The organism is Microbispora sp. ZYX-F-249 (genome assembly GCF_039649665.1).
In the GTDB taxonomy this organism is placed as follows: Bacteria; Actinomycetota; Actinomycetes; order Streptosporangiales; family Streptosporangiaceae; genus Microbispora; species Microbispora maris.
In genome coordinates, this window is sequence record NZ_JBDJAW010000024.1 from 70,262 (window position 1) to 94,465 (window position 24,204).

Below are 24,204 nucleotides of genomic sequence, written 5' to 3' on the forward strand. Positions count from 1 at the left end.
CTTCTACCTTCCGTCCCGCCGGACCGGCCGGTTCAGGCCGCGCTCCGCTTGCTGCCGGCCTCCGGCCACACGCCGGCCAGCGAGGCGCCGGCGGGCAGGTCGAGCACCCGCCATCCGCCGCCGGTCAGCACGGACCGCGCGGTCCGCGCGTTCTCGGCGGCGGCGTCGTCCCAGGAGGCCCCGTTCCCGGAGGCCCCGTTCCCGGAGGCGCGGTCCCAGGAGGCGAGGTCGAGCAGGACCGCGACGGCGGTCACGCCCGAGTGCCTGAGCTGGGCGAGGGTCCGGGCCTCCTCGGGGTCGAGCGCGCCGAGGACCGCGATGATCAGTCCCTCCCCGCCGCCCTGGCGCAGCGCGCCGACGCCGTGCTCCAGCGACCGCGCCGTGCTCTGGCGGACGACGGCGAGCGTGTCGAGCAGGGACCACGACTGGCCGCTGTCCACCACATGCCGCGCGCCCTGGTCGGTGACCAGGCGTAAGGCGAGTCCCTCGGCGGACAGGTGCACGCCGATGGACGCGGCGGCCGAGACCGCCACCTCGAACGACGAGCGCGGCCCCTCGCCCCGGTGCGCGTGCCTGCGGGTGTCGAGCAGCAGCGCGCCCCGGCTCTGCCACTCCTGCTCCTCGCGCCTGACCATCAGCTCGCCGCGCCGCGCTGTCGAGCGCCAGTGGACCCGGCGCAGGTCGTCGCCCTGGCGGTACTCGCGGGGCGCCACGTCGTCGTCGCCCGCCGCGGCGACCGACCGCGTACGGCTGTCGCCGCCGCCGCTGTACTCGCCCGCCAGGCGTACCGGCGGCAGCGGCACCACCTCGGGGGTGACCACGAGCGTGTCGGTGACGGTGAACGAGCGGGTCAGCTCGACCAGCCCGAACGGGTCGGCGATCCGCACGGAAAGCGGTCCGATCGGGAAGCGCCCGCGTAGGTCCGAGCCCACCTTGTAGTCGATCTCCCGGATGCCGCGCGGCTCCATCCGGTCGAGGACGAACCTCGGCCGGGTGCCCAGCGCGTACTGCAGGGTGTCCTCGACCAGCAGCAGCCCGGTGGGCAGCCGGGTGACGTTCTCCAGGCGCAGTGTGACCGTGCTCTCCTCGCCGGTCTGCACCCGCGCCGGGCTCAGCCGCCGGGCGGAGGCGAGCCGGTATCGCGTACGCGCCACGACCATCGAGGCGAGCAGCGGCATCGCGATGATCAGCACGGCCACGCGGAGCAGGTCCTGCTCCCCGAGCACGAGGGCGCACAGCAGGGCCGCCACGCCGGATGCGAGGAACGACCGTCCCCGCGGAGTCAGAGCCTTCAGCCCGGTCATGGGCCCTCCGTCACTTGCTCACTGTCACTGCGCCGGACACGCGCCCGGCTCACTTGCGTCCGCTACTTGGCGTCGGGGACGGGAACGCGGCGCACCAGTTCGCCGACGATCTGCTCCGCGTGGCGGCGCTGGCCCTGCGCCTCCAGGCTCGGCAGCAGGCGGTGCGCCAGCACGGGGACGGCCAGGTCCTGCAGGTCGTCGGGGATCACGTAGTCGCGACCGGCCAGCGCGGCGTGGGCCCGCGCGCCGCGCACCAGATGAAGGGTGGCCCGCGGGGAGGCGCCCAGCCGCAGCTCGGGGGAGTGCCTGGTCGCCGCCACCAGGTCGACCGCGTAACGCTTGACCGGCTGCGAGACGTAGACCGCGCGGACGGCCCGGATCAGCGCGGCGACCTCGGCCGTGGTCGCGACCGGTTCCATCTTGTCCAGCGGCTGGGAGGCGCCGTGCACGTCGAGCATCTCCAGCTCGGCGGCCGTCTCCGGGTACCCCATGGCGATCTTCGCGGTGAAGCGGTCGCGCTGCGCCTCGGGGAGGGGATAGGTGCCCTCCATCTCGATGGGGTTCTGCGTCGCGATGACCATGAAGGGCGACTCCAGCGCGTACGTCGCGCCGTCGACCGTGACCTGGTGCTCCTCCATGCACTCGAGGAGGGCGGACTGCGTCTTGGGGGAGGCGCGGTTGATCTCGTCGCCCACGACGATGTTGGCGAAGATGGGCCCGGGCTTGAACTCGAACTCCCGTGTCTGCTGGTTGTACGCGCTGACCCCGGTGATGTCGCTCGGCAGCAGGTCGGGGGTGAACTGCACGCGCTTGACCGGGCAGTCGATCGAACGCGCCAAGGCCTTGGCGAGCATCGTCTTGCCCACGCCGGGCACGTCCTCGATGAGCAGGTGGCCCTCCGCCAGGAGCACGGTGAGAGTAAGGCGGACGACGTCGCTCTTGCCCTCGATCACTGATTCGATCGCGTTGCGGATCCGGTGGGCGGTGTCGACCAGATCCTCGAGCCGGGCTGCCGCATCGGTGACGTCGGGAGTTACTGCCACCAGGCCTCCATGAGGGTGCGTCCCCGAGAATGGGGCGTTAAACGTTCCTTTTCCATTCTGTGCACTGACCCTATGTCCCCTGTGCTTGTAGGGCGACTTTGTCCGGAAATCCGGGTGAACTGCCCACAGTGTTGTGGCCTCTCTTCGCGGTCGCGTTCCGCGCTCGTCCGAATCCCGTGACATCCACGACATCCCGCGACATCTCGGGACACGGGAACCCCGGGCGGTCCCCGTGCGCTCCACTTCCCTCCACCGGCCCCCGGCCCGGCACCGGGAACCCCGTACGCGCCGGGGTTTCCGGTGGTGCCGACACGCCCGTGCGGGGGCCGGGGGGCGCCGCCGCGCCCCACTCCGACCCACCCCATTTCACCTGCGAAAACGCCGCGCATTTTGAATGCGGACACGCTCAGAATCAGTTGACGGTGGGGAGAAGTGGAGTATGGTGGTGCGCAGTGGAGGGCAGGGGCTATAGCGCTGGGCGCTCCACAAGGCACAGGAGGTGGGTCCGGTGTTCCTCGGCACCCACCACCCGCGCCTCGACGACAAAGGACGGCTGTTCCTGCCGGCGAAGTATCGCGAGGAGCTGGCGGAGGGTCTGGTGATCACCAAAGGCCAGGAGCGCTGCCTCTACGTCTTCCCCGTAGAGGAGTTCCAGCGCATCACCGAGGCCCTGCGTACCGCTCCGGTTACGGCGAAGGCGGTCCGCGACTACAGCCGTGTCTTCTTCGCCAGTGCGTCCGACGAGGTGCCGGACAAGCAGGGGCGCATCACGATTCCCCAGACGCTGCGGCGCTACGCCGGGCTGGAACGTGACTGCGTCGTGATCGGCGCCAACACGCGACTGGAGATCTGGGACGCCCAGGCATGGGACACCTACCTGGAAGCCCAGGAGCAGGCCTTCTCCGACCTGTCGGAGGAGGTGTTGCCCGGGATTCTGTAGACCGGTCCTTTCTTTTTCGATCGATTGACCCGTCGGTGACGTTCGGCGAGGTCTCCACCCGCTCCCAAGTGGCAGCTGATGCACCTTCCCCGGTGTCAGACGCCACGGCCGGCGACGCGGATGGGGACCTGGCCGGACGGGTCGGTTCCCAGGGAACCGGCATGGGTGGGGGTCCGTTGGGTAGTCACCGGCGGCACAGCCGCGAATCCGCGAGTACTGCGGCGTAATGGGGGTTGGAAGCGTTGTCGCACGAGCCCGGTCAGCCGGGTGGTCACGTTCCGGTCATGCTCGATCGCGTGCTGGAGTTGCTCGCTCCGGCGTTGTCCGGACCGGAGCCGGTGGTCGTGGACGCCAACCTCGGTCTCGGCGGGCACGCCGAGGCGCTGCTGGCCGCCCACCCCTCCCTCCACCTCGTCGGCATCGACCGCGACCCCACCGCCATCGAGCGTTCCACCGCCCGGCTCGCGCCGTACGCCGACCGGGTCACTCTGGTGCGCGCCGTCTCCGACGAACTGGCCGACGTGCTCCACGACGCCGGTCGGCCCCGCGTGGACGCCGCGCTGTTCGACCTCGGCGTGTCCTCCCCTCAGCTCGACGAGGCCGAGCGCGGTTTCGCCTACTCCTACGACGCCCCCCTCGACATGCGGATGGACCGCGAGCAGGAGCTCACCGCCGAGCGTGTGGTGAACACCTACTCCGCCGCGGACCTGACCCGCATCCTGCGCGACTACGGCGAGGAGCGTTTCGCGGCACGCGTCGCGAGCCTCATCGTCAAGGAGCGCGCCAAGGACCCCATCACCAGCACGAAACGGCTTGCCGACCTGGTCCGCGCGGCGATACCCGCCGCGACGAGGCGGACCGGGGGCAACCCGGCGAAGAGAACGTTCCAGGCGCTGCGCATCGAGGTGAACGGGGAGCTGTCGGCGCTCGAGCGCGCGCTCCCCGCCGCGCTCGACGCGCTGACGCTGGGCGGGCGCGTGGTCGTGCTCGCCTACCACTCCCTGGAGGACCGGCTCACCAAGCAGGTCCTCGCGGCGCGAACCAAGGACACCAGCCCTCTCGGGCTGCCGGTCCCCCTGGAGGCTCACCAGCCCCGGTTCCGCCTTCTGACGAGGGGAGCGGAGCTCCCGGACGACGAGGAGGTGGCCCGCAACCCGCGGGCGGCCTCGGCCCGCTTGCGGGCGGCAGAGAGGATCCGCGAGGGATGAGGACAGAGCAGGAGAGCAGGAGGGCGGCGGGCCGCACGGCCGCACCACCCCGCGTGCCGGGCCGGACCGCCGCGACGGCGGACGAGGCCGTCACCACTCCGAAGGAGCGCCGCGTCCGCCCCGGCGCGCCCACGCCCGGTGACGACCGCCGGCGCGAGGCCGTCCCGGCCCCCCGCGTAGGCGGTACGGAGAGTCGTCGCCGTGAGGCCGCCCCGGCCTCCCGCCAGGGCGCGGACGGCAGGCGCCGGCGTGAGGCGGCTCCGGCCGCCGGGCCGGGCGGCGCACCGGCGGCGTCCACCGGGTCCGTCGCGTCCCCGAAGCGCGACGGCTCCCGGACGCGTACGGCCACCCGCGCCGCCTCCGGCACGGCCGCTCCCCGCACGGCCGCTTCGCGCGCAGCCGCGTCCCGCACGGTCACCCGTCCCGCGCCGCCCGGTGAGACCCACGGCCGCACCGAGGTCGCGCCCGCTCCGCGCCGCGTCCGGCGCGGCGGTGCGGAAACCCGGCCGGCGACGTCGGCGCGTGCCACAATGGCGCGGCGGGCGTTCCGGCGGCCGCCGCGTGCGCCGTTCGTGCTGCTCGTCGTGGGTCTCATGTGCGGCGGCCTGGTGACCCTCCTGCTGCTCAACACGGTCCTCGCGCAGGACTCGTTCCGGCTTACCGACCTGCGGTCGAGCATCGACGAACTGCACGAGCAGGCCGCGGAGCAGGAGAACCAGCTCCGCCGGTGGACGCAGCCGGACGTGGTGGACGAGCAGGGCAGGGCGCAGGGCCTCGAGGAGGACAAGACCGCGCCGAAGTTCCTCGACCCCGGCGGCACGGGCACGGGCGGCACGGCGCAGGAGCAGGCCCAGAAGGAGGGCACGGACCGGTGAGAGACAGCGGCCGGAACCCGGGTCCCGGCCGCGGGGGTCCCAGCGGGCGAGGCGGTGGCCAGGGCCCGGGCGGTGACAGGCGGAGCCCGGGCTCCCCGGGGCGGCCGTCCCGGCAGGACGGGCCGCCGAGGCCGGGCCGTCCCGGCCGGCCGGCCGACCCCGGGCGCGACGAGGCGACGGGCGGCCCGGTACGGCGCGGCCGGAACGGCGGCGCCCCGGAAGGCGGCGGCAGGCAGGGCGGCGCAGGACAGGGCGGCCGGACGGACGGCGCACGCACGCCGCGAAGGGGCGAGCCCGGCGTGCCCGGCGGCGGCCCGCGCCGCGCCGGCACGCAGCATCCCGGCGGAGGCGAAGGGCGTCCGCGAGGCGGGCGCGCGAGCGGACCGGGCGAGGCCGGCGGCAGGCCGCGCGGCGCCGCCGCATCGGGCGACGACAAGCGGTCCGCGACGGGGTCGGGGCAGCCGCGGCCGGGCGCGTTCGGCGCCCCCGGCCGACCGGGCGCCAACGGCAAGCCCGCTGCCGCGGGAAAGCCCACTGCCGTGGGACGGCCCGGTGTCGCCGGCAAGCCCGGTGTCGCCGGCAGGCCCGGCGTTTCCGGTAACGGCGCTCCCGGACACAGCGCTCCCTCGACCGGTGCGCCCGGCAGGGCCGGCACGGGCCGTCCCCGTCCCGGCGGCGCCCCGTCCGGCCCGCAGCGCCCGAATCCGCAGCGTCCCGCGGGACCGCCGGGCCCGCCGCGTCCGCCCGCCGTGCTCCGGCTGGGCAACCCCGCCCGCCGGCTGAGGGCGGCGCTGGTGGTGATGGCGATCGTGCTGTCGCTGTTCGCCGGACGGCTGGTCCAGCTGCAGGGCTTCGACTCCAAGGTGCTCCAGGCGAAGGCCGCCCAGCAGCGCGTGCAGCCGGAGACGCTGCCCGCGCGCCGCGGCTCGATCACCGACGCCGGGGGACACGACCTCGCCGTGACGGTCGAGGCCAGGGAGGTCTACGTCGACCCCAAGGACGTCGACCCGGCCAAGCGCGACCTGGTCGCCACCACACTGGCACGGGAGCTGAACAAGCCCAAGGAGGAGATCGCCGCCGCGCTGGCCAAGACCGAGCAGCGGTACATCCCGCTGGCCCGCGACGTCGAGCCGCCGCGGGCCAAGCGCATCATGGGCTTCGAGCTCAAGGGCGTCGGCGTCAAGGAGACCTACCGCCGTCTCTACCCCGGCAACTCGCTCGCGGGCGGCCTGCTCGGCTTCGTCGGCGTCGACGGCAGGGGCCTGGAGGGCCTGGAGAGCGCGTACGACGACATCCTGGCGGGCAAGGACGGCAAGCAGAGCATCGAGCTCGGCGCCAACCGGCAGCGCATCCCGATGACGCGCAGCCAGCGCGAGGCGCCGGTGCCGGGGCGCGACGTGCGCCTGACCATCGACAGGGACATCCAGTGGGCCGCGGAGGAGTCGCTGGCCCGGCAGGTCCGCCAGACGGGGGCGCGCAGCGGCAGCGTGATCGTCATGGACGTGCGGACCGGTCAGATCCTGGCCATGGCGAACGCGCCCCAGGCCAACCTCAACAGCTGGCAGTCCGCGCCGGCGGAGGACCGCGCCAATCGCGCCGCGTCGGAGATCTTCGAGCCGGGCAGCACCAACAAGGTCATCACGGCGGCGGCGGCGATGGAGGCCGGCGTGGTGGACCCCGACACCGCCTTCCGCGTGCCCGACCACATCCAGTGCGCCGACCGGCAGCTCAGGGACTCCCACCCGCACGCACCCGAACTGCTGACGTTCACCGGGATCCTCGCCGAGTCGAGCAACGTCGGCACGATCATGGTAGCGGACAAGATCTCCAGCCAGCGGCTGTACGACATGTTCCGGTCGTTCGGATTCGGCGCGCGCAGCGGGGCCGGGATCCCGGGCGAGCAGGCCGGCCTGCTGCCGCAGTGGCAGACGTGGTCGGGCAGCCAGCGCTGTACCATCGCCTACGGTCAGGGCATCTCGGTCACCGCGCTGCAGATGGCCGGCGTCTACCAGACGATCGCCAACGGCGGAGTGCGGGTGACCCCCTCGATCGTCGCGGGCACGACCGACGCGCACGGGGCGTTCGTCCCCAGCCCGGCCGCCAAGGGCACCCGCGTCATCAGCGAGACGACCGCCCGGCGGATCGCGCTGATGCTGGAGGCCGCGGTGGGCCACGAGGGCACGGGGGAGGAGGCCTCGATCGAGGGCTACCGTGTCGCGGGCAAGACCGGCACCGCCATGCGGTACGACGAGAAGTGCGCGGGATACTGCGGGTACACCGCCACGTTCGTCGGCTTCACCCCCGCGGACCAGCCCCGGCTGATGGCCCTGGCGGTCATCCAGGATCCGAAGAAAGGCCACTACGGCGGCGCCATCGCCGCCCCGGTGTTCAAGGACGTCATGACTTTCGCGTTGAAGAGCAGGAAGATCCCCCCTACGGGTACGAAGGCGCCCGAGATGCTCCTTCGCCCGGCGGAGTGACCGGCGAGTGACGGGAGCCGGAGTGGCCGGGACGAGCGACGGAGGGGGGTACGCTCTCGCCGTGCGTTCCCCGTCGTCCATGCGTCCCGAGGCCGTCCAGGCCCGCCCGCTGTCCGCGCTGGCGTCCCTGCTCGGCACGTCGTCGGCCGTCCCGTCGCCCGGCGCGCGTGCGGTCCGCGGCACGGTCACCGGCATCACCCTCGACTCGCGCCGGGTGCGGCGCGGCGACCTCTACGTGGCCGCGCCGGGCAACGCCCGGCACGGCGCGGAGTTCGCCGCGGACGCGCTTGCGGCGGGCGCGACGGCGATCCTGACCGACCCCGACGGCCGCGACCGTGCCGCCGCCACCGGACTGCCGGTGCTCGTCGTGCCCGATCCGCGGGCGGTGCTGGGGCAGGTCGCCGCCTGGGTGTACGGCAGACCGGCGGCCGGCGTCACGCTCATCGGCGTCACGGGCACCAGCGGCAAGTCCACCACGACGTTCCTGCTGGAGGCGGGGCTGCGGGCGGCGGGCCACCGCACCGGCCTGGTCGGCGGTGTGGAGATCCGCGCCGGCGACGTGCGTTTCACCCCCGAGCTCACCACCCCCGAGGCGACCGACCTGCAGGGGCTGTTCGCGCTGATGCGCGAGCGGGGCGTGAGCGCCGCGGCCATGGAGGTCTCCAGCCACGCCCTGGCCCTCGGCCGGGTCGACGGCCTCTTCTACGACGTGTCGATCTTCACGAACCTGTCGCAGGACCACCTGGACTTCCACCGGGACCTGGACGACTACTTCGCGGCCAAGGCCCGCCTGTTCACCCCGGAGTTCAGCCGGGCGGGCGTGGTGAACATCGACGACGCCCACGGACGCGAGCTGGCCGCCACGGCCAAGATCCCGATCACCACGTTCTCCGCCACCGGGGCGCCGGAGGCCGACTGGCGCGCCGAGGACGTGCGCCTCGGCGCCGCGGGCAGCCGGTTCCGCCTGGTCGGTCCGGGCGGGGTCGAGGCCGAGGTGTCGGTGGCCCTGCCCGGCCCGTTCAACGTGGCCAACACCCTCGGCGCGCTGGTGGCCCTGGTCGAGGCGGGGGTCCCGCTGCAGGCCGCGGTGACCGGCGTCCGCGACTTCTCCGGCGTGCCGGGACGGATGGAGCGGGTGCCGGGCGCGGACGACGTGCAGGTGATCGTCGACTACGCGCACAAGCCGGGCGCGGTGGAGTCGGTCCTGCGCTCGCTGCGCGCGGTGCTCGGTGACGGGCCCGGCGGCCGCCTGGTCATCGTGCTGGGCTGCGGCGGCGACCGCGACCGCGGCAAGCGCCCGATGATGGGCGAGGCCGCCGTCCGCCTCGCGGACCTGGCCGTGTTCACCAGCGACAACCCTCGTACGGAGGACCCGCTCGCGATCCTCGCCGCGATGCTGGAGGGCGCGCTGCGGGTACCCATCGAGGAGCGGGGCCACGTCATCGTGGAGCCGGACCGGGCGGCCGCCATCCGCCTGGCGATCTGCGGTGCCGCGCCCGGAGATGTGGTAGTTGTGGCCGGCAAGGGACACGAGCAGGGGCAGTATGCCGGGGGCCGGGTCGTCCCCTTCGACGACCGCGAGGTGGCCGCCGCGGCCATCGCGGAACGGAGCCTGGCACGGCGGGCGGCGCGGGAGGCCGCCGATGCGTGAGCCGATGCCGGGCCGTGCCCTGGCGGCCGAGTTAGCGACGCGAAAGAGAGCAGGAAAGACACCATGATCCCGTTGCCGCTGGCCCGGGTCGCCGAGATCACGTCCGGAGCGCTGAACGCGGCGGCCGACCCCTCGGCCGTCGTCCGGGGACCCGTCGTGATCGACTCGCGGGCGGCCGGACCGGGTTCGCTGTTCGTGGCGATCAAGGGCGAGCGGGCCGACGGGCACGACTTCGCCCGGCAGGCCCACGACGCCGGCGCCGTCGCCGTCCTCGCCACCCGGCCCGTCGAGGCGCCGGCCGTGATCGTCGACGACCCGCTCGCGGCCCTGGCCTCGCTGGCCACGGCCGTGGTGGCGGAGCTGCCCGCCGCGACCGTGGTCGGCGTGACCGGGTCCGCGGGCAAGACCACGACCAAGGACCTGATGGCCGGCCTCACCGCGCGGCTCGGCCCCACCATCGCCCCCGTCGGCTCGTTCAACAACGAGATCGGCCACCCGCTGACCGTGCTGAAGGCCGACGAGGCCACCCGGTTCCTGGTCCTGGAGCTGAGCGCCCGCAACGTCGGTCACATCGCCTACCTGGCGAGGATCGCCCCGCCCCGCATCGGCGTGGTGCTCAACGTCGGCGCCGCGCACCTCGGCGTGTTCGGCGGCAAGGAGGCGATCGCCCGGGCCAAGGGCGAGCTGGTCGAGGCGCTGCCCGCCGACGGGGTCGCCGTGCTCAACGCCGACGACCCGCTGGTGCGCGCGATGGCCGGCCGTACGCGCGCGCGGGTGACCTACTTCGGGCGCTCGCCCGAGGCGCACGTGCGGGCGGAGGACGAGGCGCTGGACGCGACCGGCCGCGCCTCGTTCACGCTGCGCACCCCGTCCGGCGCCGCGCCGGTCCGGCTGCGCCTGCACGGCGCGCACCTCGTGTCCAACGCCCTCGCCGCGGCGGCGGCCGCCCACGAGCTGGGGCTGCCGGTGGCGGACATCGCCGAGGAGCTGTCGGCGGCCGAGCCGCGCAGCCGGTGGCGCATGGAGGTCACCGAGCGGCCCGACGGCGTGACCGTGATCAACGACGCCTACAACGCCAGCCCCGACTCCGTACGGGCCGCCATCGGCAGCCTCGCGGTCATCGGCGAGGGGCGGCGGCGGTTCGCGGTGATCGCCGCGATGCGCGAGCTGGGCGAGCACGGCCCGGCGCTGAACGAGGAGTTCGGGCGGCTGGCCGCGGACGTGGGACTGGAGGCGCTGGTCGTCGTGGGGGAGGACGCCGAGCCCGTGCTCGCCGGCGCGCCCGCCGCGATCTACGCGCCCGACGTCGCGACGGCGGCCAGGGAACTGTCGGACCGGCTCGCGCCGGGCGACGTGGTGCTGGTGAAGGGGCCGCGTGCGGCCGGGCTCGAGCGGGTCGCCGAGGCGATCCTCGGAGGTGACGCCCGGTGAGGAACATCCTCATCGCGGGGGCGATCTCGCTGATTCTGTCCATGGTCGGCACGCCGCTGGCCATCCGGCTGTTCGCCCGCAGGGGCTACGGCCAGAACATCCGTGAGGAGGGGCCGTCGGGGCACTACGACAAGAAGGGCACCCCGACGATGGGCGGCACGGTGATCGTCATCGCGTCGCTGATCGGCTACTTCGTCGCCCACGGGGTGACCGTCTTCGCGGAGGTCGGCGACCCCCCGACGGCCTCGGCCCTGATGGTGCTGTTCCTGATGACCGGCCTCGGCGCGGTCGGCTTCCTCGACGACTTCATCAAGATCTACAAGCAGCGGAGCCTCGGCCTGCGCAGCGGCGCCAAGGCCGGCGGGCAGCTCGTCGTCGGCGTGATCTTCGCGGTGCTCGTCCTGCGGTTCCCCAACGCCTACGCCGTCACCCCGGCCACCACGCACGTGTCGTTCCTGCGGGACATCGGGCCGTCCATCGGCCTGATCGGCTTCATGATCTGGGTCGTGTTCTTCATCGTGGGCTTCTCCAACGCGGTGAACCTGACCGACGGCCTCGACGGCCTGGCCTCCGGCGCCACCTGCCTGGTCCTCGCGGCGTACGTGCTGATCGGCAACTGGCAGCTGCGCAACAGCTGCACGACGGTCGGCTTCGGGCCCAACTGCTACTGGGTGCGAGATCCGCTCGACCTGGCGGTGGTCGCGGCGGCGGTGCTGGGCGCCTGTCTGGGCTTCCTGTGGTGGAACGCCCCGCCCGCCAAGATCTTCATGGGTGACACCGGATCGCTGGCCCTCGGCGGCGTGATCGCCGGCCTGGCCTTCACCACCCGGACCCAGCTCCTGCTCGTCATCCTGGGCGGCCTGTTCGCGATCATCACGATGTCGGTGATCATCCAGGTCGGGTCCTTCAAACTGACCCGCAAACGCGTCTTCCGGATGGCGCCCCTCCAGCACCACTTCGAGCTGTCGGGCTGGGCCGAGACGACGATCGTGGTGCGCTTCTGGCTGATCGCCGCGCTGTGCGTCGCCGCCGGTCTCGGACTGTTCTACCTCGAATGGATGCCGAAACAGTGAACGTCGTCGTCGCCGGCCTCGGCGTGTCGGGCGCCGCCGCGGCGCGGGCGCTGGCCGCCCGCGGCGAGCGCGTGATCGTGCTGGAGGCCGCGGACGGCGAGCGGCAGCGCGCGACGGCCGCCGAGCTCGCCGCGCTGGGCGTGGAGGTGCGCTTCGGCGAGCCCGCCCTGCCCGCCGGCGCCTCGCTCCTGGTCACCTCGCCGGGCTGGCGGCCCGCCACCCCGCTGCTCGTCGCCGCCGCGGACGCGGGCGTCGAGGTCATCGGGGAGGTCGAGCTGGCCTGGCGGCTGCGGGAGGAGCCGGCCGCCCCCTGGCTCGCGCTGACCGGCACCAACGGCAAGACCACCGCCGTCCGCATGCTCGCCTCCATGCTGTCCGCCGCCGGGCACAAGGCCCTGGCCGTGGGCAACGTCGGGGTGCCCATCGTGGAGGCCGTGGACGGGCCGTACGACGTGCTGGCCGTGGAGCTGTCGAGCTTCCAGCTCCACTGGTCCTCGACCCCGGCCCCGCTCGCGGCGGCCGTGCTCAACGTCGCGCCGGACCACATCGACTGGCACGGCTCGATGGAGGAGTACGCCGCGGCCAAGGCGCGCGTCTTCGCGCACGCCGGGACCGTGGTCTACAACGCCGACGACCCGTGGTCGTCCCGCCTGGCCGAGCCGTACGCCTCGCGGGTGGGCTTCACGCTCGCCGTGCCCAGGCCCGGGCAGCTGGGAGTCGTGGAGGACCTGCTCGTCGACCGGGCCTTCGTGGCCGACCCGGCGACCACGGCGGAGGAGCTGGCCTGCCTCGCCGACGTGCGGCCGTTCGCCCCGCACAACGTCGCCAACGCGCTCGCCGCGGCCGCCCTGGCCCGCGCGTACGGCGTGCCGCCCGAGGCCGTACGCCGCGGCCTGCGGGAGTTCACCCCCGACCCGCACCGGATCGCGCACGTCGCCCGGGTCGGCGAGGTCGACTACGTGGACGATTCCAAGGCGACGAACCCGCACGCGGCCGCCGCGTCGCTGGCCGCCTACGAGTCGGTCGTGTGGATCGCGGGCGGGCAGCTCAAGGGCGCCGACGTCGACGAGCTCGTACGGCAGGCCGCGCCCCGGCTGCGCGGCGCCGTGCTGCTGGGGGCCGACCGGGACGCGATCCGCCGGGCATTGGCGCGACACGCCGCGAATGTCCCCGTCGTGGACGTGCCTGGGCAAGACACTGGGGTCATGGACCGCGTCGTCGCCGAAGCCGCCCGGCTCGCCACCCCGGGCGACACCGTGCTGCTCGCCCCCGCCGGGGCCTCGCTGGACATGTTCACCTCGTACGGAGCGCGTGGGGAGGCCTTCGCCCGAGCCGTGCAGCGGCTGGCGGACCGGTGACGGGCCCCGCGGCCGGCCCCGCCGGCGCCGCGCCCGCGCGGAAGACCGAGCGCCAGGGGCCCGAGCGCCAAGGGTCCGAGCGTCAGGGGCCCGAGCCCATCGGCTGGGCCGCCGCCCAGCTCGCCGCGCTGCGCGAGCTGCTCGGCCGCCCGCTGACGTCCTACCACCTCGTGCTCGGCTGCAGCGCGCTGCTGCTGGCGCTCGGCCTGATGATGGTGCTGTCGGCGTCGAGCATCGAGGCGCTGCAGCGGACCGGCGACCCGTTCTACTGGTTCCTCAAGCAGGTCACGTCCGTGGCGATCGGGCTCCCCCTGATGTGGGTCTGCTCCCGGCTGCCGCAGCGGTTCTTCCGCCTGGCCGGCTATCCGCTGATGGGCCTGTCGATCCTCGGCCTCCTGATGGTCATCTTCCTCGGCCAGGAGCTGCTGGGCGCCCAGCGGTGGATCGTCATCGGCCCGTTCTCGGTCCAGCCGTCCGAGCCGGCGAAGCTGGCCCTGGTGCTGTGGGGGGCCGACCTGCTCGCGGCGCGGGCGCGCGCCGGGCGCATCGAGTGGCGCCAGCTGCTGATCCCGCTGATGCCGGGCGTGGCCCTGCTGGCCGTCCTGGTCATGCTGGGGCGCGACCTCGGCACCACGCTCGTGCTCATGATGATCTTCCTCGCGCTGCTGTGGGTGGTCGGCGCGCCGGTGCGGCTGTTCGGCGGGATCCTCGCGCTGCTCGTGCTGGCGACCGCAACTATGATCATCGTCGAGCCGTACCGGCTCGGCCGTCTCACCGGCTTCATGCACGTGTGGGAGACCGCGCAGGACGAGGGGTTCCAGTCCGCCCAGGGACTGATGGCGATCGGCTCGGGCGGCTGGTTCGGCCTCGGGCTCGGCGCGGGCCGGCAGAAGTGGAACTACGTCCCGCACGCGGAGAGCGACTTCATCTTCTCCATCCTGGGCGAGGAGCTCGGGCTGATGGGGACGCTCGTGGTGGTCGCGCTGTTCGGCCTGCTCGGCTACGCCGGGCTGCGCATCGCCATGCGGACGAAGGATCCCTTCGTCCGGCTGTCGGCCGCCGCCACCACCGCCTGGATCGCCGGGCAGGCCGTCGTCAACATCGGCGCCGTCATCGGGGTCTTCCCGGTCACCGGCATCCCGCTGCCCCTGGTGTCGTACGGCGGATCGGCGCTGCTGCCGACGCTCGCGGCGCTCGGCATGCTGCTGTCGTTCGCCAAACAGGAGCCCGGGGCGGCCGAGGCGCTGGCGGCTCGTGGCCCGGGACCGGCCGCGCGGGCTCTAAGCTGGCTTGGCCTGAACGGCCGCGCCAGGCGGCGGCCCGCGGCCTCGCGGGCACCGGCCCGGCAGCAGGCGGCGCAGAAAGCGCGGCCGCGGACGGCACGGAACGGAACGACGCGGGAACGGACGCGGGACAACTCGCGAGAACATCCGCGAGAACATCCGCGAGAACAGGGAGTGACATGAGGGTGGTCCTCGCCGGCGGCGGGACGGCCGGCCATATCGAGCCGGCGCTCGCGCTGGCCGACGCGCTTCGCCGGCTCGACCCGGGGATCGGCATCACCTGCCTCGGCACCGAGCGCGGTCTGGAGACCCGCCTGGTGCCCGCCCGGGGTTACGAGCTCGAACTCGTGCCCGCGGTGCCGCTGCCCCGCTCGCTCAGCCCTCAGCTCCTCACCGTGCCCGGCCGCCTCGCCGGGGCCATCGGCAGCGCCGCGGGCATCCTCGACAGGGTCGGGGCGGACGTCCTCGTCGGCTTCGGCGGGTACGTCGCCACGCCCGGCTACCTCGGCGCCCGGCGGCGCGGGGTGCCGATCGTGGTCCACGAGGCCAACCCCCGGCCCGGCCTGGCCAACCGGCTCGGCGCCCGTCTCACCGAGCACGTCTTCACCGGCCACCCGGAGGCCGCGCTCCCCAACGCCGAGTACATCGGCATCCCGCTGCGCCGCGAGATCAGCATGATGGACCGGCTGTCGATGGGCGACAAGGCGCGGTCGTACTTCGGGCTGGAGTCCGACCGGGTGACGCTGCTGGTGTTCGGCGGCTCGCAGGGCGCCCGCTCCATCAACCAGGCGGCGCTGGAGGCCGCGCCCTACCTGCGGGCGGCCGGCGTCCAGGTGCTGCACGTGATCGGGCCCAAGAACACCGTCGAGGTGGAGCCCCCGCCGGGCGACCCGCAGTACGTGATCCTGCCGTACGTCGACCGGATGGACCTCGCCTACGCCGCCGCCGACCTCGTGCTGTCCCGCGCGGGCGCCATGACGTGCGCCGAGCTCACCGCAGTGGGGCTGCCCGCGGCGTTCGTGCCGCTGCCGCACGGCAACGGCGAGCAGCGCCTCAACGCCGAGCCCATCGTGCGGGGCGGAGGCGGCCTGATGGTCGACGACGCGAACCTGTCGGCCGCCTGGATCGTCCAGACGCTGCTGCCGATCCTGAACGACCCCGAGCGCGTGGTCGCGATGTCCGAGGCCGCGTCGCGGATGGGCCGCAAGGACGCCGACACGGCGCTCGCCCGCAAGGTGCTGGAGATCGCTCACCGATGAGTCTCGTGAAGCTCGTGGATCCCGTGCCCGCGGCCGACCTGGGGCGGGTGCACTTCATCGGCATCGGCGGCGCCGGGATGTCGGGCATCGCCCGGATCCTGCTCAAGCGGGGCGTGCCGGTGTCGGGCAGCGACGCGCGGCCCTCGGAGCTGCTGACCGAGCTGCGTGAGCTGGGCGCGGTCATCCACGTCGGCCACGCCGCCTCGCACATCAAGAACGTGGACACGGTCGTGGTGTCCACCGCGATCCGCGACTCCAACCCCGAGCTGGGGGAGGCGCTGCGGCAGGACCTGCGGGTGATCCCGCGCGCCGCCGCGCTGGCGTCGGTCATGACCGGCCGCACCGGCATCGCCGTGGCCGGCACGCACGGCAAGACCACGACCACCTCGATGCTGACGGTGGCGTTGCAGAAGTGCGGGGAGGACCCGTCGTACTGCGTCGGCGGGCAGCTCGTGACGACCGGGCTCGGTGCCGACGACGGCGCGGGCGAGGTGTTCGTGGCGGAGGCCGACGAGAGCGACGGCTCGTTCCTCATGCTCGCGCCGGGCATCGCGGTGGTGACGAACGTCGAGGCCGACCACCTCGACAACTACGGCGACCCCCAGGCCGTCCACGACAGCTTCGCCCGCTTCGTCGAGCGGATCGGGTCGCTGCTCGTGGTCTGCGCCGACGACCCGGGCGCCGCCGCCCTCGTGCCGGTCGCGCGCGAGCGCGGCCTCACCGTCGTGACGTACGGCGAGAGCCAGGGCGCCGACCTGCGCACGACCGACGTGGTGCCGCGCGGCCTCGGCGTGGAGTTCGCCGTCGAGCTGGGCCCCGCCGCGCCCGGGGGACCGGGACGCGGCGAGGTGCGCCTCGCCGTGCCCGGCCGGCACAACGCGCTCAACGCCACCGCGGTGATCGCCGTGGCCCTCCACCTCGGCCTGCGCTTCGACGACGTGAAGGAGGGCCTGGCCGCCTTCGGCGGGGCCAAGCGGCGGTTCGAGTCGAAGGGCGAGGCCGGGGGCGTGACGGTCTACGACAGCTACGCCCACCACCCGACCGAGCTGACCGCCGACCTGCGCGCCGCCCGCGACGTCGTGACCGGCGACGGCCGGGTCATCGCGGTCTTCCAGCCGCACCTGTACTCGCGGACGCGGTTCTTCGCCGACGAGTTCGGCGCGGCGCTCGGCCTCGCCGACGAGGTGGTCGTGCTCGACGTGTACGGCGCGCGCGAGGACCCCGAGCCGGGGGTCTCCGGCGCCCTCGTCGCGGGGAAGGTCCCGCTGCCCGCCGAGCGGGTCGTCTACGCGCCCGACCGGCAGGCCGTGCCCGCGCTCGTCGCCGGCCGGGCCCGGGCCGGCGACATCGTGCTCACCATGGGCGCGGGAGACGTGACGGAGCTCGGCCCGAGGATCGTCGCGGAGCTGTCCGCCCAGTGATCCGGGGCGTGATCCGGGACGCGAGCCGGAGCGTGGGGGACCGGTGAGGCGGGCCGTCCGGCGTTCGGCCCTCGCCACCCTGCTGACCGGCGGGGTGGTGGGCGTCGCCACGTGGGTCGTGTTCTTCTCGCCCGTCCTCGGCGTGCGGGAGGTCGAGATCACCGGCAACAGCCGGATCCCCGCCGAGCAGCTGCGCCAGGCCGCGGGGGTGCGCACCGGCACCCCGCTCGCCACCGTGGACCTCGCCGAGGTCGAACGGCGGCTGCGGGCGATGCGGGCGGTCGAGTCGGCCGCGGTCGACCGCGGCTGGCCCGGGACGCTGCGCGTCAGCGTGGTCGAGCGCGTCCCCGCCGCCGCCGTGCCCATGGGCCCGACGACCGCGGTGATCGACCGGTACGGCGTCGTGCTGCAGCAGGTCACCGTGGCCCCGCCCCGGCTGCCGGTGCTGCGCGTCCAGCGGGCGGCCGCGGACGATCCCGCCACCAGGGCCGGGCTCACCGTGCTGCGGGCGCTGCCCGAGCGCGTGCTGGAGCGCCTGCGGGAGCTGCGCGTCCCGTCGCCCCGGTCGATCACGCTCAAGCTCACGGACGGCCGTACGGTGATCTGGGGGGACGCGGGGCGCTCGGCGCAGAAGGGACGTGTCCTGCTCGCCGCGCTCGCCAAGCCGGGCACCAGCTACGATGTCAGCTCGCCGCAGGTGGTGACGGTCAGGTGAGAAATCTCACGGGCCGGGAACGCATGATCCGAATCCGGCTCAGGACGGGGCATCGTGCGAATGGGACAGCCCGCGACACGCCGGACGGCCTTGCGGCGCGGTTAGTTGACCCTGGGGGACGCGCAACCCTACTGTCCGTATCAATCCTCAGGTTGACATAACTCTAAATCTCAACTTGAGGGTGAGAGTTCAGAAGACACGCGGGCCATGCCCGCATGAAACGCAAACGAGCGGAAAGGCCCCTCGTCGTGGCAGCACCGCAGAACTACCTCGCGGTCATCAAGGTCGTCGGCATCGGCGGCGGCGGAGTGAACGCCGTCAACCGGATGATCGAAGAGGGACTCAAGGGCGTCGAGTTCATCGCCATAAACACTGACGCCCAGGCGCTGCTGATGAGTGACGCCGACGTGAAGCTCGACGTGGGGCGCGAGCTCACCCGGGGCCTCGGCGCGGGCGCCAACCCGGAGGTGGGCCGCAAGGCCGCCGAGGACCACCGGGAGGAGATCGAGGAGGTCCTCAAGGGCGCCGACATGGTCTTCGTGACCGCGGGCGAGGGCGGCGGCACCGGAACCGGCGGCGCGCCGGTGGTGGCCAGCATCGCCCGTTCGCTCGGCGCCCTCACGATAGGCGTGGTCACCCGGCCCTTCAGCTTCGAGGGCAAGCGCCGGGCCATGCAGGCCGAGGCCGGCATCGAGACCCTCCGCGAGGAGGTCGACACGCTGATCGTCATTCCGAACGACCGGCTGCTGTCGATCTCCGACCGCCAGGTGAGCGTGCTCGACGCGTTCAAGGCCGCCGACCAGGTGCTGCTGTCCGGTGTGCAGGGCATCACCGACCTCATCACCACGCCCGGTCTGATCAACCTGGACTTCGCCGACGTGAAGTCGGTCATGTCCGGCGCGGGCTCGGCCCTCATGGGCATCGGCCACGCCAGGGGCGACGACCGGTCGGTCGCCGCCGCCGAGATGGCGGTCTCCAGCCCGCTGCTGGAGGCGAGCATCGACGGCGCCCACGGCGTGCTGCTGTCCATCGCGGGCGGCTCCGACCTGGGCCTGTTCGAGATCAACGAGGCGGCCCAGCTCGTCAGCAACGCCGCCGCGCCCGACGCCAACATCATCTTCGGCACGGTCATCGACGACGCCCTCGGCGACGAGGTGCGCGTCACGGTCATCGCGGCCGGGTTCGACGAGCCCGCGCCGGCCAAGCCGGCGGCCGCGCCGCTGTCGCGGCCCCAGCAGTCGTCCCGGCCCGCGCAGGCCGCGCCGGCGGCCCGTCCCGCGTCCGCCCCGGCCAAGCCGGAGCCCGCGCAGCCGCCCGTGCGGCCGGTCGGCGGCACGGTGGGCGCGGCGCAGCCCGCCCCCGCGCAGGCGCAGCCCGCGAACGCCGCGCCGCCGGTGACCCAGCTTCCGGTGAACGCGCATTCGGCCCCCCCGGCGCCGCCGGCGCAGCCCGTGAGCCAGCCGGTCCAGCAGGCGGCGGCCGCGCCGCAGGCCCAGCAGGCCGACCCGGTCACGCCGTTCCCGCGCGACGCGCAGGCCGACGGCGGACGCGACCAGGGCGCCACCGGGCCGCTGTCGATCCCGCGCCCCGCTCCCGAGCCGCCGACCCCGATCACCTCCAGGACCACCCAGCCGGGTCCCCGGCGTCCGGTCGTGTTCGAGGAGCAGGAGGAGGAGCTCGACGTGCCGGACTTCCTCAAGTGACCCTGCACGTCCGTACGGCCGGGGGCGCTGTCCGTGGGTGACCGGCGCGAGGAGCTGGCCGCGGCCCTGGCCGAGGTGGAGCGGCGTGTCGAGGACGCCTGCCGGGCCGCGGGCCGGTCGCGGTCGGATATCACCCTGATCGCGGTGACGAAGACGTACCCGGCCTCCGACGTGCGGCTGCTCGCGGAGCTGGGCGTGTCGCACGTCGGCGAGAACCGCGACCAGGAGGCGGCGGCCAAGGCGGCCGAGTGCGCCGGTCTCGGCCTCACCTGGCACTTCATCGGCCAGCTGCAGTCCAACAAGGCCCGCTCGGTCGTCTCCTACGCCCACATGGTCCACTCGGTGGACCGCTCCCGCCTGGTGGACGCGCTCAGCCGCGAGGCCGTGCGCGCGGGGCGCGAGGTGGACTGCCTCGTCCAGGTCGGGCTGGGCGAGGGGGCGGGACGGGGCGGCGCCGCGCCGGAGGAGGTGCCGGCGCTCGCCGGGCTCGTCGCCAAGGCGGAGGGGCTGCGCCTGCGGGGGGTCATGGCGGTCGCGCCGCTGGGGGAGGACCCGGCCGCCGCGTTCGCCCGGCTGCGCGCCGTCGCCGGGCGCGTGCGCGAGGAGCATCCCGCCGCGGACGTGATATCGGCCGGAATGAGTGGAGACATCCCTCAGGCTGTGATGAATGGCGCGACACACCTGCGAGTCGGTACGGCGTTGCTCGGCCGCAGAAAGCCCTTCGTCAGGTAATGTCCCCCAAGTGGACCATGGTGTCCGCGCTCAGGTAGAGGTCGATCAGCGGTGAGCTCAAAGGGGGGTACGGCTACCGCCCTGGCCTTCCGAAGGGACCTTGAAGGCACCAGTAACGCGGAGGACGACGAGCGATGGCCGGCGCGATGCGCAAGATGGCGGTCTACCTCGGTCTCGTGGAGGACGACCGCTACGAAGACAGGTACGCGGCAGAGTACGGCACCGACGAGGAGTACGGCGACGAGGAGTACGACTCGCCGCGGCGCGGCTTCACCGCCCCCTCGGGTGCGCACTCCGGGCCCCTGGAGCGCGAGGACGACACCGAGACGGCCGTCCCCGCTCCGCGTCCCCCCACGACCGTGCTGGAGCGCCGTACGACCGATCTGGCGCGAATCACCACCCTGCATCCCCGCACGTACAACGAGGCGCGGACGATCGGCGAGCACTTCCGCGAGGGCACGCCGGTCATCATGAACCTGACAGAAATGGTCGACAGCGACGCCAAGCGCCTTGTCGATTTCGCGGCAGGTCTCGTCTTTGGCCTACACGGCAGCATCGAACGTGTTACCAACAAGGTGTTCCTGTTGTCCCCCGCCAACGTTGAGGTGACCGCCGAGGACAAGGCCAGAATCGCGGAACGCGGCTTCTTCAACCAGAGCTAGAGTTCCATACATGAACAGTGACCGGCTTAGCGGTGCCCGTGCGGCCCGAGGACGGCTGGACCGAGGGGAGGCGGGGCTCGACTGTGGGGATCATTAGCGAGATCTTGGTCATCGCCCTGACCCTCTTCCTGGTTCTGCTGATCGGCAGAATGATCATAGATACGGTGCAGGCGTTCGCCCGCGCCTGGCGGCCCACCGGGGTCGTCCTGGTGCTGGCGGAGGTCGTTTACACAGTGACCGACCCGCCTCTCAAGTTCCTCCGCCGTTTCATTCCGCCCCTCAGGTTGGGTACGGTGGCCTTTGACCTGAGCTTCACAGTGCTGTTCATTGTGGTTTTGGTCTTGATCCAAGTCGTGAACGCGCTTCGTTGATCGGGTACCGTCCGACCGGACAGACTCCAAGCGCGCCAAGGAGACCCAAATGCCGTTGACGCCCGCCGATGTGCGGAACAAGCAGTTCAGTACCACCCGGCTGAGGCCGGGGTACGACGAGGAGGAGGTCGACGCGTTCCTCGACGAGGTCGAGGCCGAGTTGGACCGTCTCATCCAGGAGAACGAGGAACTCCGCGCGAAGCTGGCCGAGTGCCTCAGGGGCAAGGTCCCCGGGGGCATGGGCATGCCCGGCTCCATGCAGATGGCTCCCGCTCCGGTGGCCGAGCCGAAGCCCGAGATGATGGCCCCCCAGCCGGAGCCGATCAAGCCTCCGGAGCCGGCCCGTCCCGAGCCGGTGCCCGTCGGCATGGGCCTGCCGCCCGCCGAGGACAACATGGACACCGCGGCCCGCGTGCTCGCCCTCGCCCAGCAGACGGCCGACCAGGCGATCGCCGACGCCCGTCGCGAGGCGGACGAGACCGTGACCCGCGCCCGGCGCGAGGCCGACGACATCCTCGGCAAGGCCCGCCGTCAGGCCGAGCAGATCATCGGCGACGCCCGCGCCCGCGCCGAGACGCTCGAGCGCGACGCGCAGGAGCGGCACCGTCAGGCCATGGGCACCCTGGTGCAGACCCGCGACGAGCTGGAGCGCAAGGTCGAGGAACTGCGCAGCTTCGAACGCGAGTACCGCAGCCGCCTCAAGCTCTACCTGGAGAACCAGCTCGCGGAGCTGAACGTCGCCGGTGAGGGCAGCGGAGGCTTCCCGATCGTGGGCGCCGCCCCGGCCATGGCCCACGCCGTCGCCCCCGGTCCCCAGCAGATGGGCGCCGCCCCCAACCCGTTCGGCCAGGAGCCCTCGCAGCACTCCGGCGCCTTCCCCGGTCCCGACGGCCCCCACAACGACCGCCGGTAAGCAGTGGCGGGTCCTCGCAGGGACCCGATAGCTCGGAGAACCCCCCGTGATCCTCATCAGCGCCGCACTGGTCCTCGCCGCAATCGTCCTGCTCATCGCGGGCGTCGTGCTGGGGACACCCCCTCTCGTGATGTGGTCGATCGTCGTCAGCGTGCTGTCGGCGGTCTGCCTGCTGATCGGGGCACTGCTGAGGCGCCACGAGCTGTTCCCGGCCGGCGGGCGTGCCGCCGAGGGAACGGCTCCCACCCCCCCGGGTTCGTCCGTGCCCCAGCTCGCGCACGTCGGTGCCGTGAGCGGGGCGTACGGCGGAGCCCTCGCCGGGGCGCCGGCGCATCCGGTGGCGACGCCCATGGTTGCGGCACCGCCGGTCACGCATCACGGGGCACTGCCCCCCCAGACCTTCCCGTCCCCGCCGCCCCAGCGGACGGGACCGATCGCGCGGCCCCCGGCCGCCTCGGGGCGCGGCCTCGCCCCCGACGCGATCGTCCTCGTGATTCCCGGGCGCAAGCGCTTCCACCTGGCCACCTGCCGTCAGCTCGTCGGGCGGGAGACCGAGGAGCTGACCCACGAGGAGGCCCGCGAGGAGGGCTTCACCCCCTGCACCACCTGCCTCCCCGAAGCCTCGGCCCGTATGGCCGAGCCGGAGGAGGCCGCGCCGCGCGGCGATTCGATCCGCGGCGATTCGATCGGCGACGAGAGCCTGCGCGCCGAAGCGGCTCCCACGACCACCATGCCTGCGGCCGGGAGCACCGGCACGACCGGCGGCGAACCGACCCGTCCCACGCCCGCTGACCCGGAGCCGCCCTTAGCGCGGCTTCCTCAGCCCGGCGTCCCGGGGCCGCGCCTGCCCGAGTCGCCCGCCCCCGAGCCGTCCGTTCCGCCCGCGCAGGCCGATGACACGCAGGCCGGGGACACGCCGTCCGGTGACGAAGCGCGTGAAGAGTCCTCCGAGACGCCTCGAAAGGCGCCCGGCGGTCCGGAGGCCGAAACGGCCGACGCGGCCGACGCGGCCGACGCCGGCGCCGAGGACGACGGGCACACGCCGGTCGACTGGTTCGGCCGCGGCGGGGCGCAGCCGTCCGATGCCGACGCAGACGCTGCGGTGCCGGAGCGCGCCGCACCGTCCGAGCCGCCGTCCGGATCCTCCGCGTCGTCCCGGCCATCCGCCACGTCATGGTCCGCACCGGCCTGGTCTCCGCCGGCAGCGGGATCGGCGTCGGGCCCGACGGACGACGAGACGGACGAGTCGATCACCGACACCGCCGAGCACGACTGGTTCCGGCCCGGCCGGGTCTCCCGGCCGTGGGACCCCGCGCGGTCCAAGGCGGCCGAGGCGGCGGAGGACGCACCGTCGTCCGGGGACGGCGACCCCGGGGACGACGCGGCAGGGGAGAAGACGCCCCAAGAGACTCCGGCCTCTTCGCGGACGGCCGGCTCCTCCCCTGCGGACGACGAGCAGGCTCGTGACACCCAGACCTCCCGCAAGCAGGGCGACCCCGATGCGGACGCGAACGCGTCCCCGGCGGACGCCCCCACGTCCCCGCCCGCGGGGACCGGAGAGCCGGTGGAGCCGGCAGAGATCCGCGAATCCGGGCGCGCCGGATTCGCGGCCTCGGCCGGCTCCACCTCCGGCGGCCGGAAGACCGGCGAGAGGGCCGGTGCGGACTCCTCATCCGACGAGCCCGGCGCCGATGAGGCGGGCCGCGGCTAGAAGGCCGGTCACCGAGGACGACCAGGCCGCGCCCGGCACGTCCCCGCCCTGCCGCGCCGGGTCGGCCCGGC

Annotated in this window: 20 protein-coding genes; 18 read left to right on the forward strand and 2 right to left on the reverse strand. The window is 73.6% G+C overall.

The window, feature by feature from the left end; all coding sequences use genetic code 11:
- Nucleotides 1–32 precede the first annotated feature (32 nt).
- Together AAH991_RS25965 and AAH991_RS25970 are read right to left on the reverse strand one after the other, a co-directional pair.
- A complete protein-coding gene (locus AAH991_RS25965; RefSeq protein ID WP_346228519.1) occupies nucleotides 33–1,304 on the reverse strand; it encodes a DUF58 domain-containing protein in 1,272 nt (423 codons plus the stop codon).
- Between the two features lie 62 nt (nucleotides 1,305–1,366).
- Nucleotides 1,367–2,347 carry an AAA family ATPase gene (locus AAH991_RS25970; RefSeq protein ID WP_346228520.1) on the reverse strand — a complete coding sequence of 327 codons (981 nt, stop codon included), beginning with the start codon at nucleotides 2,345–2,347 and terminating at the stop codon, nucleotides 1,367–1,369.
- A 508-nt stretch (nucleotides 2,348–2,855) separates the two neighbouring features.
- On the opposite strand from AAH991_RS25970, the gene mraZ reads away from it, so the two are divergent.
- The 18 genes from mraZ to AAH991_RS26060 all read left to right on the forward strand — a co-directional run bounded on the left by mraZ (nucleotide 2,856) and on the right by AAH991_RS26060 (nucleotide 24,133).
- Nucleotides 2,856–3,287: a division/cell wall cluster transcriptional repressor MraZ gene (gene mraZ, locus AAH991_RS25975; protein ID WP_079318531.1), complete on the forward strand. Its 432-nt coding sequence runs from the start codon at nucleotides 2,856–2,858 to the stop codon at nucleotides 3,285–3,287.
- Nucleotides 3,288–3,571: 284 nt separating this feature from the next.
- The gene (gene rsmH, locus AAH991_RS25980; RefSeq protein WP_346228521.1) at nucleotides 3,572–4,495 is read left to right on the forward strand and encodes a 16S rRNA (cytosine(1402)-N(4))-methyltransferase RsmH; all 924 of its coding nucleotides are present in this window, start codon (nucleotides 3,572–3,574) and stop codon (nucleotides 4,493–4,495) included.
- A complete protein-coding gene (ftsL, locus tag AAH991_RS25985; RefSeq protein WP_346228522.1) occupies nucleotides 4,492–5,370 on the forward strand; it encodes a cell division protein FtsL in 879 nt (292 codons plus the stop codon). Before rsmH ends, ftsL begins: the two co-directional genes overlap by 4 nt.
- A gap of 749 nt (nucleotides 5,371–6,119) precedes the next feature.
- Complete coding sequence (locus tag AAH991_RS25990) at nucleotides 6,120–7,850, forward strand: peptidoglycan D,D-transpeptidase FtsI family protein (RefSeq protein ID WP_507185155.1); 1,731 nt, start codon at nucleotides 6,120–6,122, stop codon at nucleotides 7,848–7,850.
- 79 nt (nucleotides 7,851–7,929) lie between these two features.
- Nucleotides 7,930–9,501: a UDP-N-acetylmuramoyl-L-alanyl-D-glutamate--2,6-diaminopimelate ligase gene (locus AAH991_RS25995; RefSeq protein WP_346228558.1), complete on the forward strand. Its 1,572-nt coding sequence runs from the start codon at nucleotides 7,930–7,932 to the stop codon at nucleotides 9,499–9,501.
- 63 nt (nucleotides 9,502–9,564) lie between these two features.
- Nucleotides 9,565–10,932, forward strand: coding sequence for a UDP-N-acetylmuramoyl-tripeptide--D-alanyl-D-alanine ligase (locus AAH991_RS26000; RefSeq protein ID WP_346228524.1), 1,368 nt, complete (start codon nucleotides 9,565–9,567; stop codon nucleotides 10,930–10,932).
- The gene (gene mraY, locus AAH991_RS26005; RefSeq protein ID WP_346228525.1) at nucleotides 10,929–12,005 is read left to right on the forward strand and encodes a phospho-N-acetylmuramoyl-pentapeptide-transferase; all 1,077 of its coding nucleotides are present in this window, start codon (nucleotides 10,929–10,931) and stop codon (nucleotides 12,003–12,005) included. Before AAH991_RS26000 ends, mraY begins: the two co-directional genes overlap by 4 nt.
- Nucleotides 11,987–13,363: a UDP-N-acetylmuramoyl-L-alanine--D-glutamate ligase gene (murD, locus tag AAH991_RS26010; RefSeq protein ID WP_346228526.1), complete on the forward strand. Its 1,377-nt coding sequence runs from the start codon at nucleotides 11,987–11,989 to the stop codon at nucleotides 13,361–13,363. Before mraY ends, murD begins: the two co-directional genes overlap by 19 nt.
- Nucleotides 13,360–14,829, forward strand: a complete 1,470-nt coding sequence (ftsW, locus tag AAH991_RS26015) for a putative lipid II flippase FtsW (protein WP_346228527.1) — start codon at nucleotides 13,360–13,362, stop codon at nucleotides 14,827–14,829. The genes murD and ftsW overlap by 4 nt, the downstream gene beginning before the upstream one ends.
- A complete protein-coding gene (murG, locus tag AAH991_RS26020) occupies nucleotides 14,826–15,905 on the forward strand; it encodes an undecaprenyldiphospho-muramoylpentapeptide beta-N-acetylglucosaminyltransferase (protein WP_346228528.1) in 1,080 nt (359 codons plus the stop codon). Before ftsW ends, murG begins: the two co-directional genes overlap by 4 nt.
- Complete coding sequence (gene murC, locus AAH991_RS26025; RefSeq protein WP_346228529.1) at nucleotides 15,902–17,326, forward strand: UDP-N-acetylmuramate--L-alanine ligase; 1,425 nt, start codon at nucleotides 15,902–15,904, stop codon at nucleotides 17,324–17,326. The genes murG and murC overlap by 4 nt, the downstream gene beginning before the upstream one ends.
- Nucleotides 17,327–17,369: 43 nt before the next feature.
- Nucleotides 17,370–18,041, forward strand: coding sequence for a cell division protein FtsQ/DivIB (locus tag AAH991_RS26030; RefSeq protein WP_346228530.1), 672 nt, complete (start codon nucleotides 17,370–17,372; stop codon nucleotides 18,039–18,041).
- Nucleotides 18,042–18,289: 248 nt separating this feature from the next.
- Complete coding sequence (gene ftsZ, locus AAH991_RS26035) at nucleotides 18,290–19,744, forward strand: cell division protein FtsZ (RefSeq protein ID WP_346228531.1); 1,455 nt, start codon at nucleotides 18,290–18,292, stop codon at nucleotides 19,742–19,744.
- A 27-nt stretch (nucleotides 19,745–19,771) separates the two neighbouring features.
- Entirely contained in the window at nucleotides 19,772–20,476 is a 705-nt protein-coding gene (locus AAH991_RS26040) for a YggS family pyridoxal phosphate-dependent enzyme (protein WP_346228559.1), read from the forward strand.
- Nucleotides 20,477–20,610: 134 nt separating this feature from the next.
- Nucleotides 20,611–21,138 (forward strand): cell division protein SepF, encoded by a 528-nt coding sequence (locus AAH991_RS26045; RefSeq protein WP_346228532.1) that lies wholly within the window; start codon nucleotides 20,611–20,613, stop codon nucleotides 21,136–21,138.
- 83 nt (nucleotides 21,139–21,221) lie between these two features.
- Nucleotides 21,222–21,509: a YggT family protein gene (locus AAH991_RS26050; protein ID WP_030509057.1), complete on the forward strand. Its 288-nt coding sequence runs from the start codon at nucleotides 21,222–21,224 to the stop codon at nucleotides 21,507–21,509.
- A 49-nt stretch (nucleotides 21,510–21,558) separates the two neighbouring features.
- The gene (locus AAH991_RS26055) at nucleotides 21,559–22,422 is read left to right on the forward strand and encodes a DivIVA domain-containing protein (RefSeq protein WP_142568625.1); all 864 of its coding nucleotides are present in this window, start codon (nucleotides 21,559–21,561) and stop codon (nucleotides 22,420–22,422) included.
- Nucleotides 22,423–22,468: 46 nt separating this feature from the next.
- On the forward strand, nucleotides 22,469–24,133 hold the full coding sequence (locus tag AAH991_RS26060; protein ID WP_346228533.1) for a hypothetical protein: 1,665 nt from the start codon (nucleotides 22,469–22,471) through the stop codon (nucleotides 24,131–24,133).
- The last annotated feature ends 71 nt before the right edge of the window (nucleotides 24,134–24,204 follow it).

Coding starts and splice junctions, on each gene's coding strand:
- AAH991_RS25965 (WP_346228519.1), bottom strand. CDS start 1,304: ATGACCGGGCTGAAGGCTCTGACTCCGCGGGGACGGTCGTTCCTCGCA.
- rsmH (WP_346228521.1), top strand. CDS start 3,572: ATGCTCGATCGCGTGCTGGAGTTGCTCGCTCCGGCGTTGTCCGGACCG.
- ftsL (WP_346228522.1), top strand. CDS start 4,492: ATGAGGACAGAGCAGGAGAGCAGGAGGGCGGCGGGCCGCACGGCCGCA.
- AAH991_RS25995 (WP_346228558.1), top strand. CDS start 7,930: ATGCGTCCCGAGGCCGTCCAGGCCCGCCCGCTGTCCGCGCTGGCGTCC.
- AAH991_RS26000 (WP_346228524.1), top strand. CDS start 9,565: ATGATCCCGTTGCCGCTGGCCCGGGTCGCCGAGATCACGTCCGGAGCG.
- murD (WP_346228526.1), top strand. CDS start 11,987: ATGGATGCCGAAACAGTGAACGTCGTCGTCGCCGGCCTCGGCGTGTCG.
- murG (WP_346228528.1), top strand. CDS start 14,826: ATGAGGGTGGTCCTCGCCGGCGGCGGGACGGCCGGCCATATCGAGCCG.
- murC (WP_346228529.1), top strand. CDS start 15,902: ATGAGTCTCGTGAAGCTCGTGGATCCCGTGCCCGCGGCCGACCTGGGG.
- AAH991_RS26045 (WP_346228532.1), top strand. CDS start 20,611: ATGGCCGGCGCGATGCGCAAGATGGCGGTCTACCTCGGTCTCGTGGAG.
- AAH991_RS26055 (WP_142568625.1), top strand. CDS start 21,559: ATGCCGTTGACGCCCGCCGATGTGCGGAACAAGCAGTTCAGTACCACC.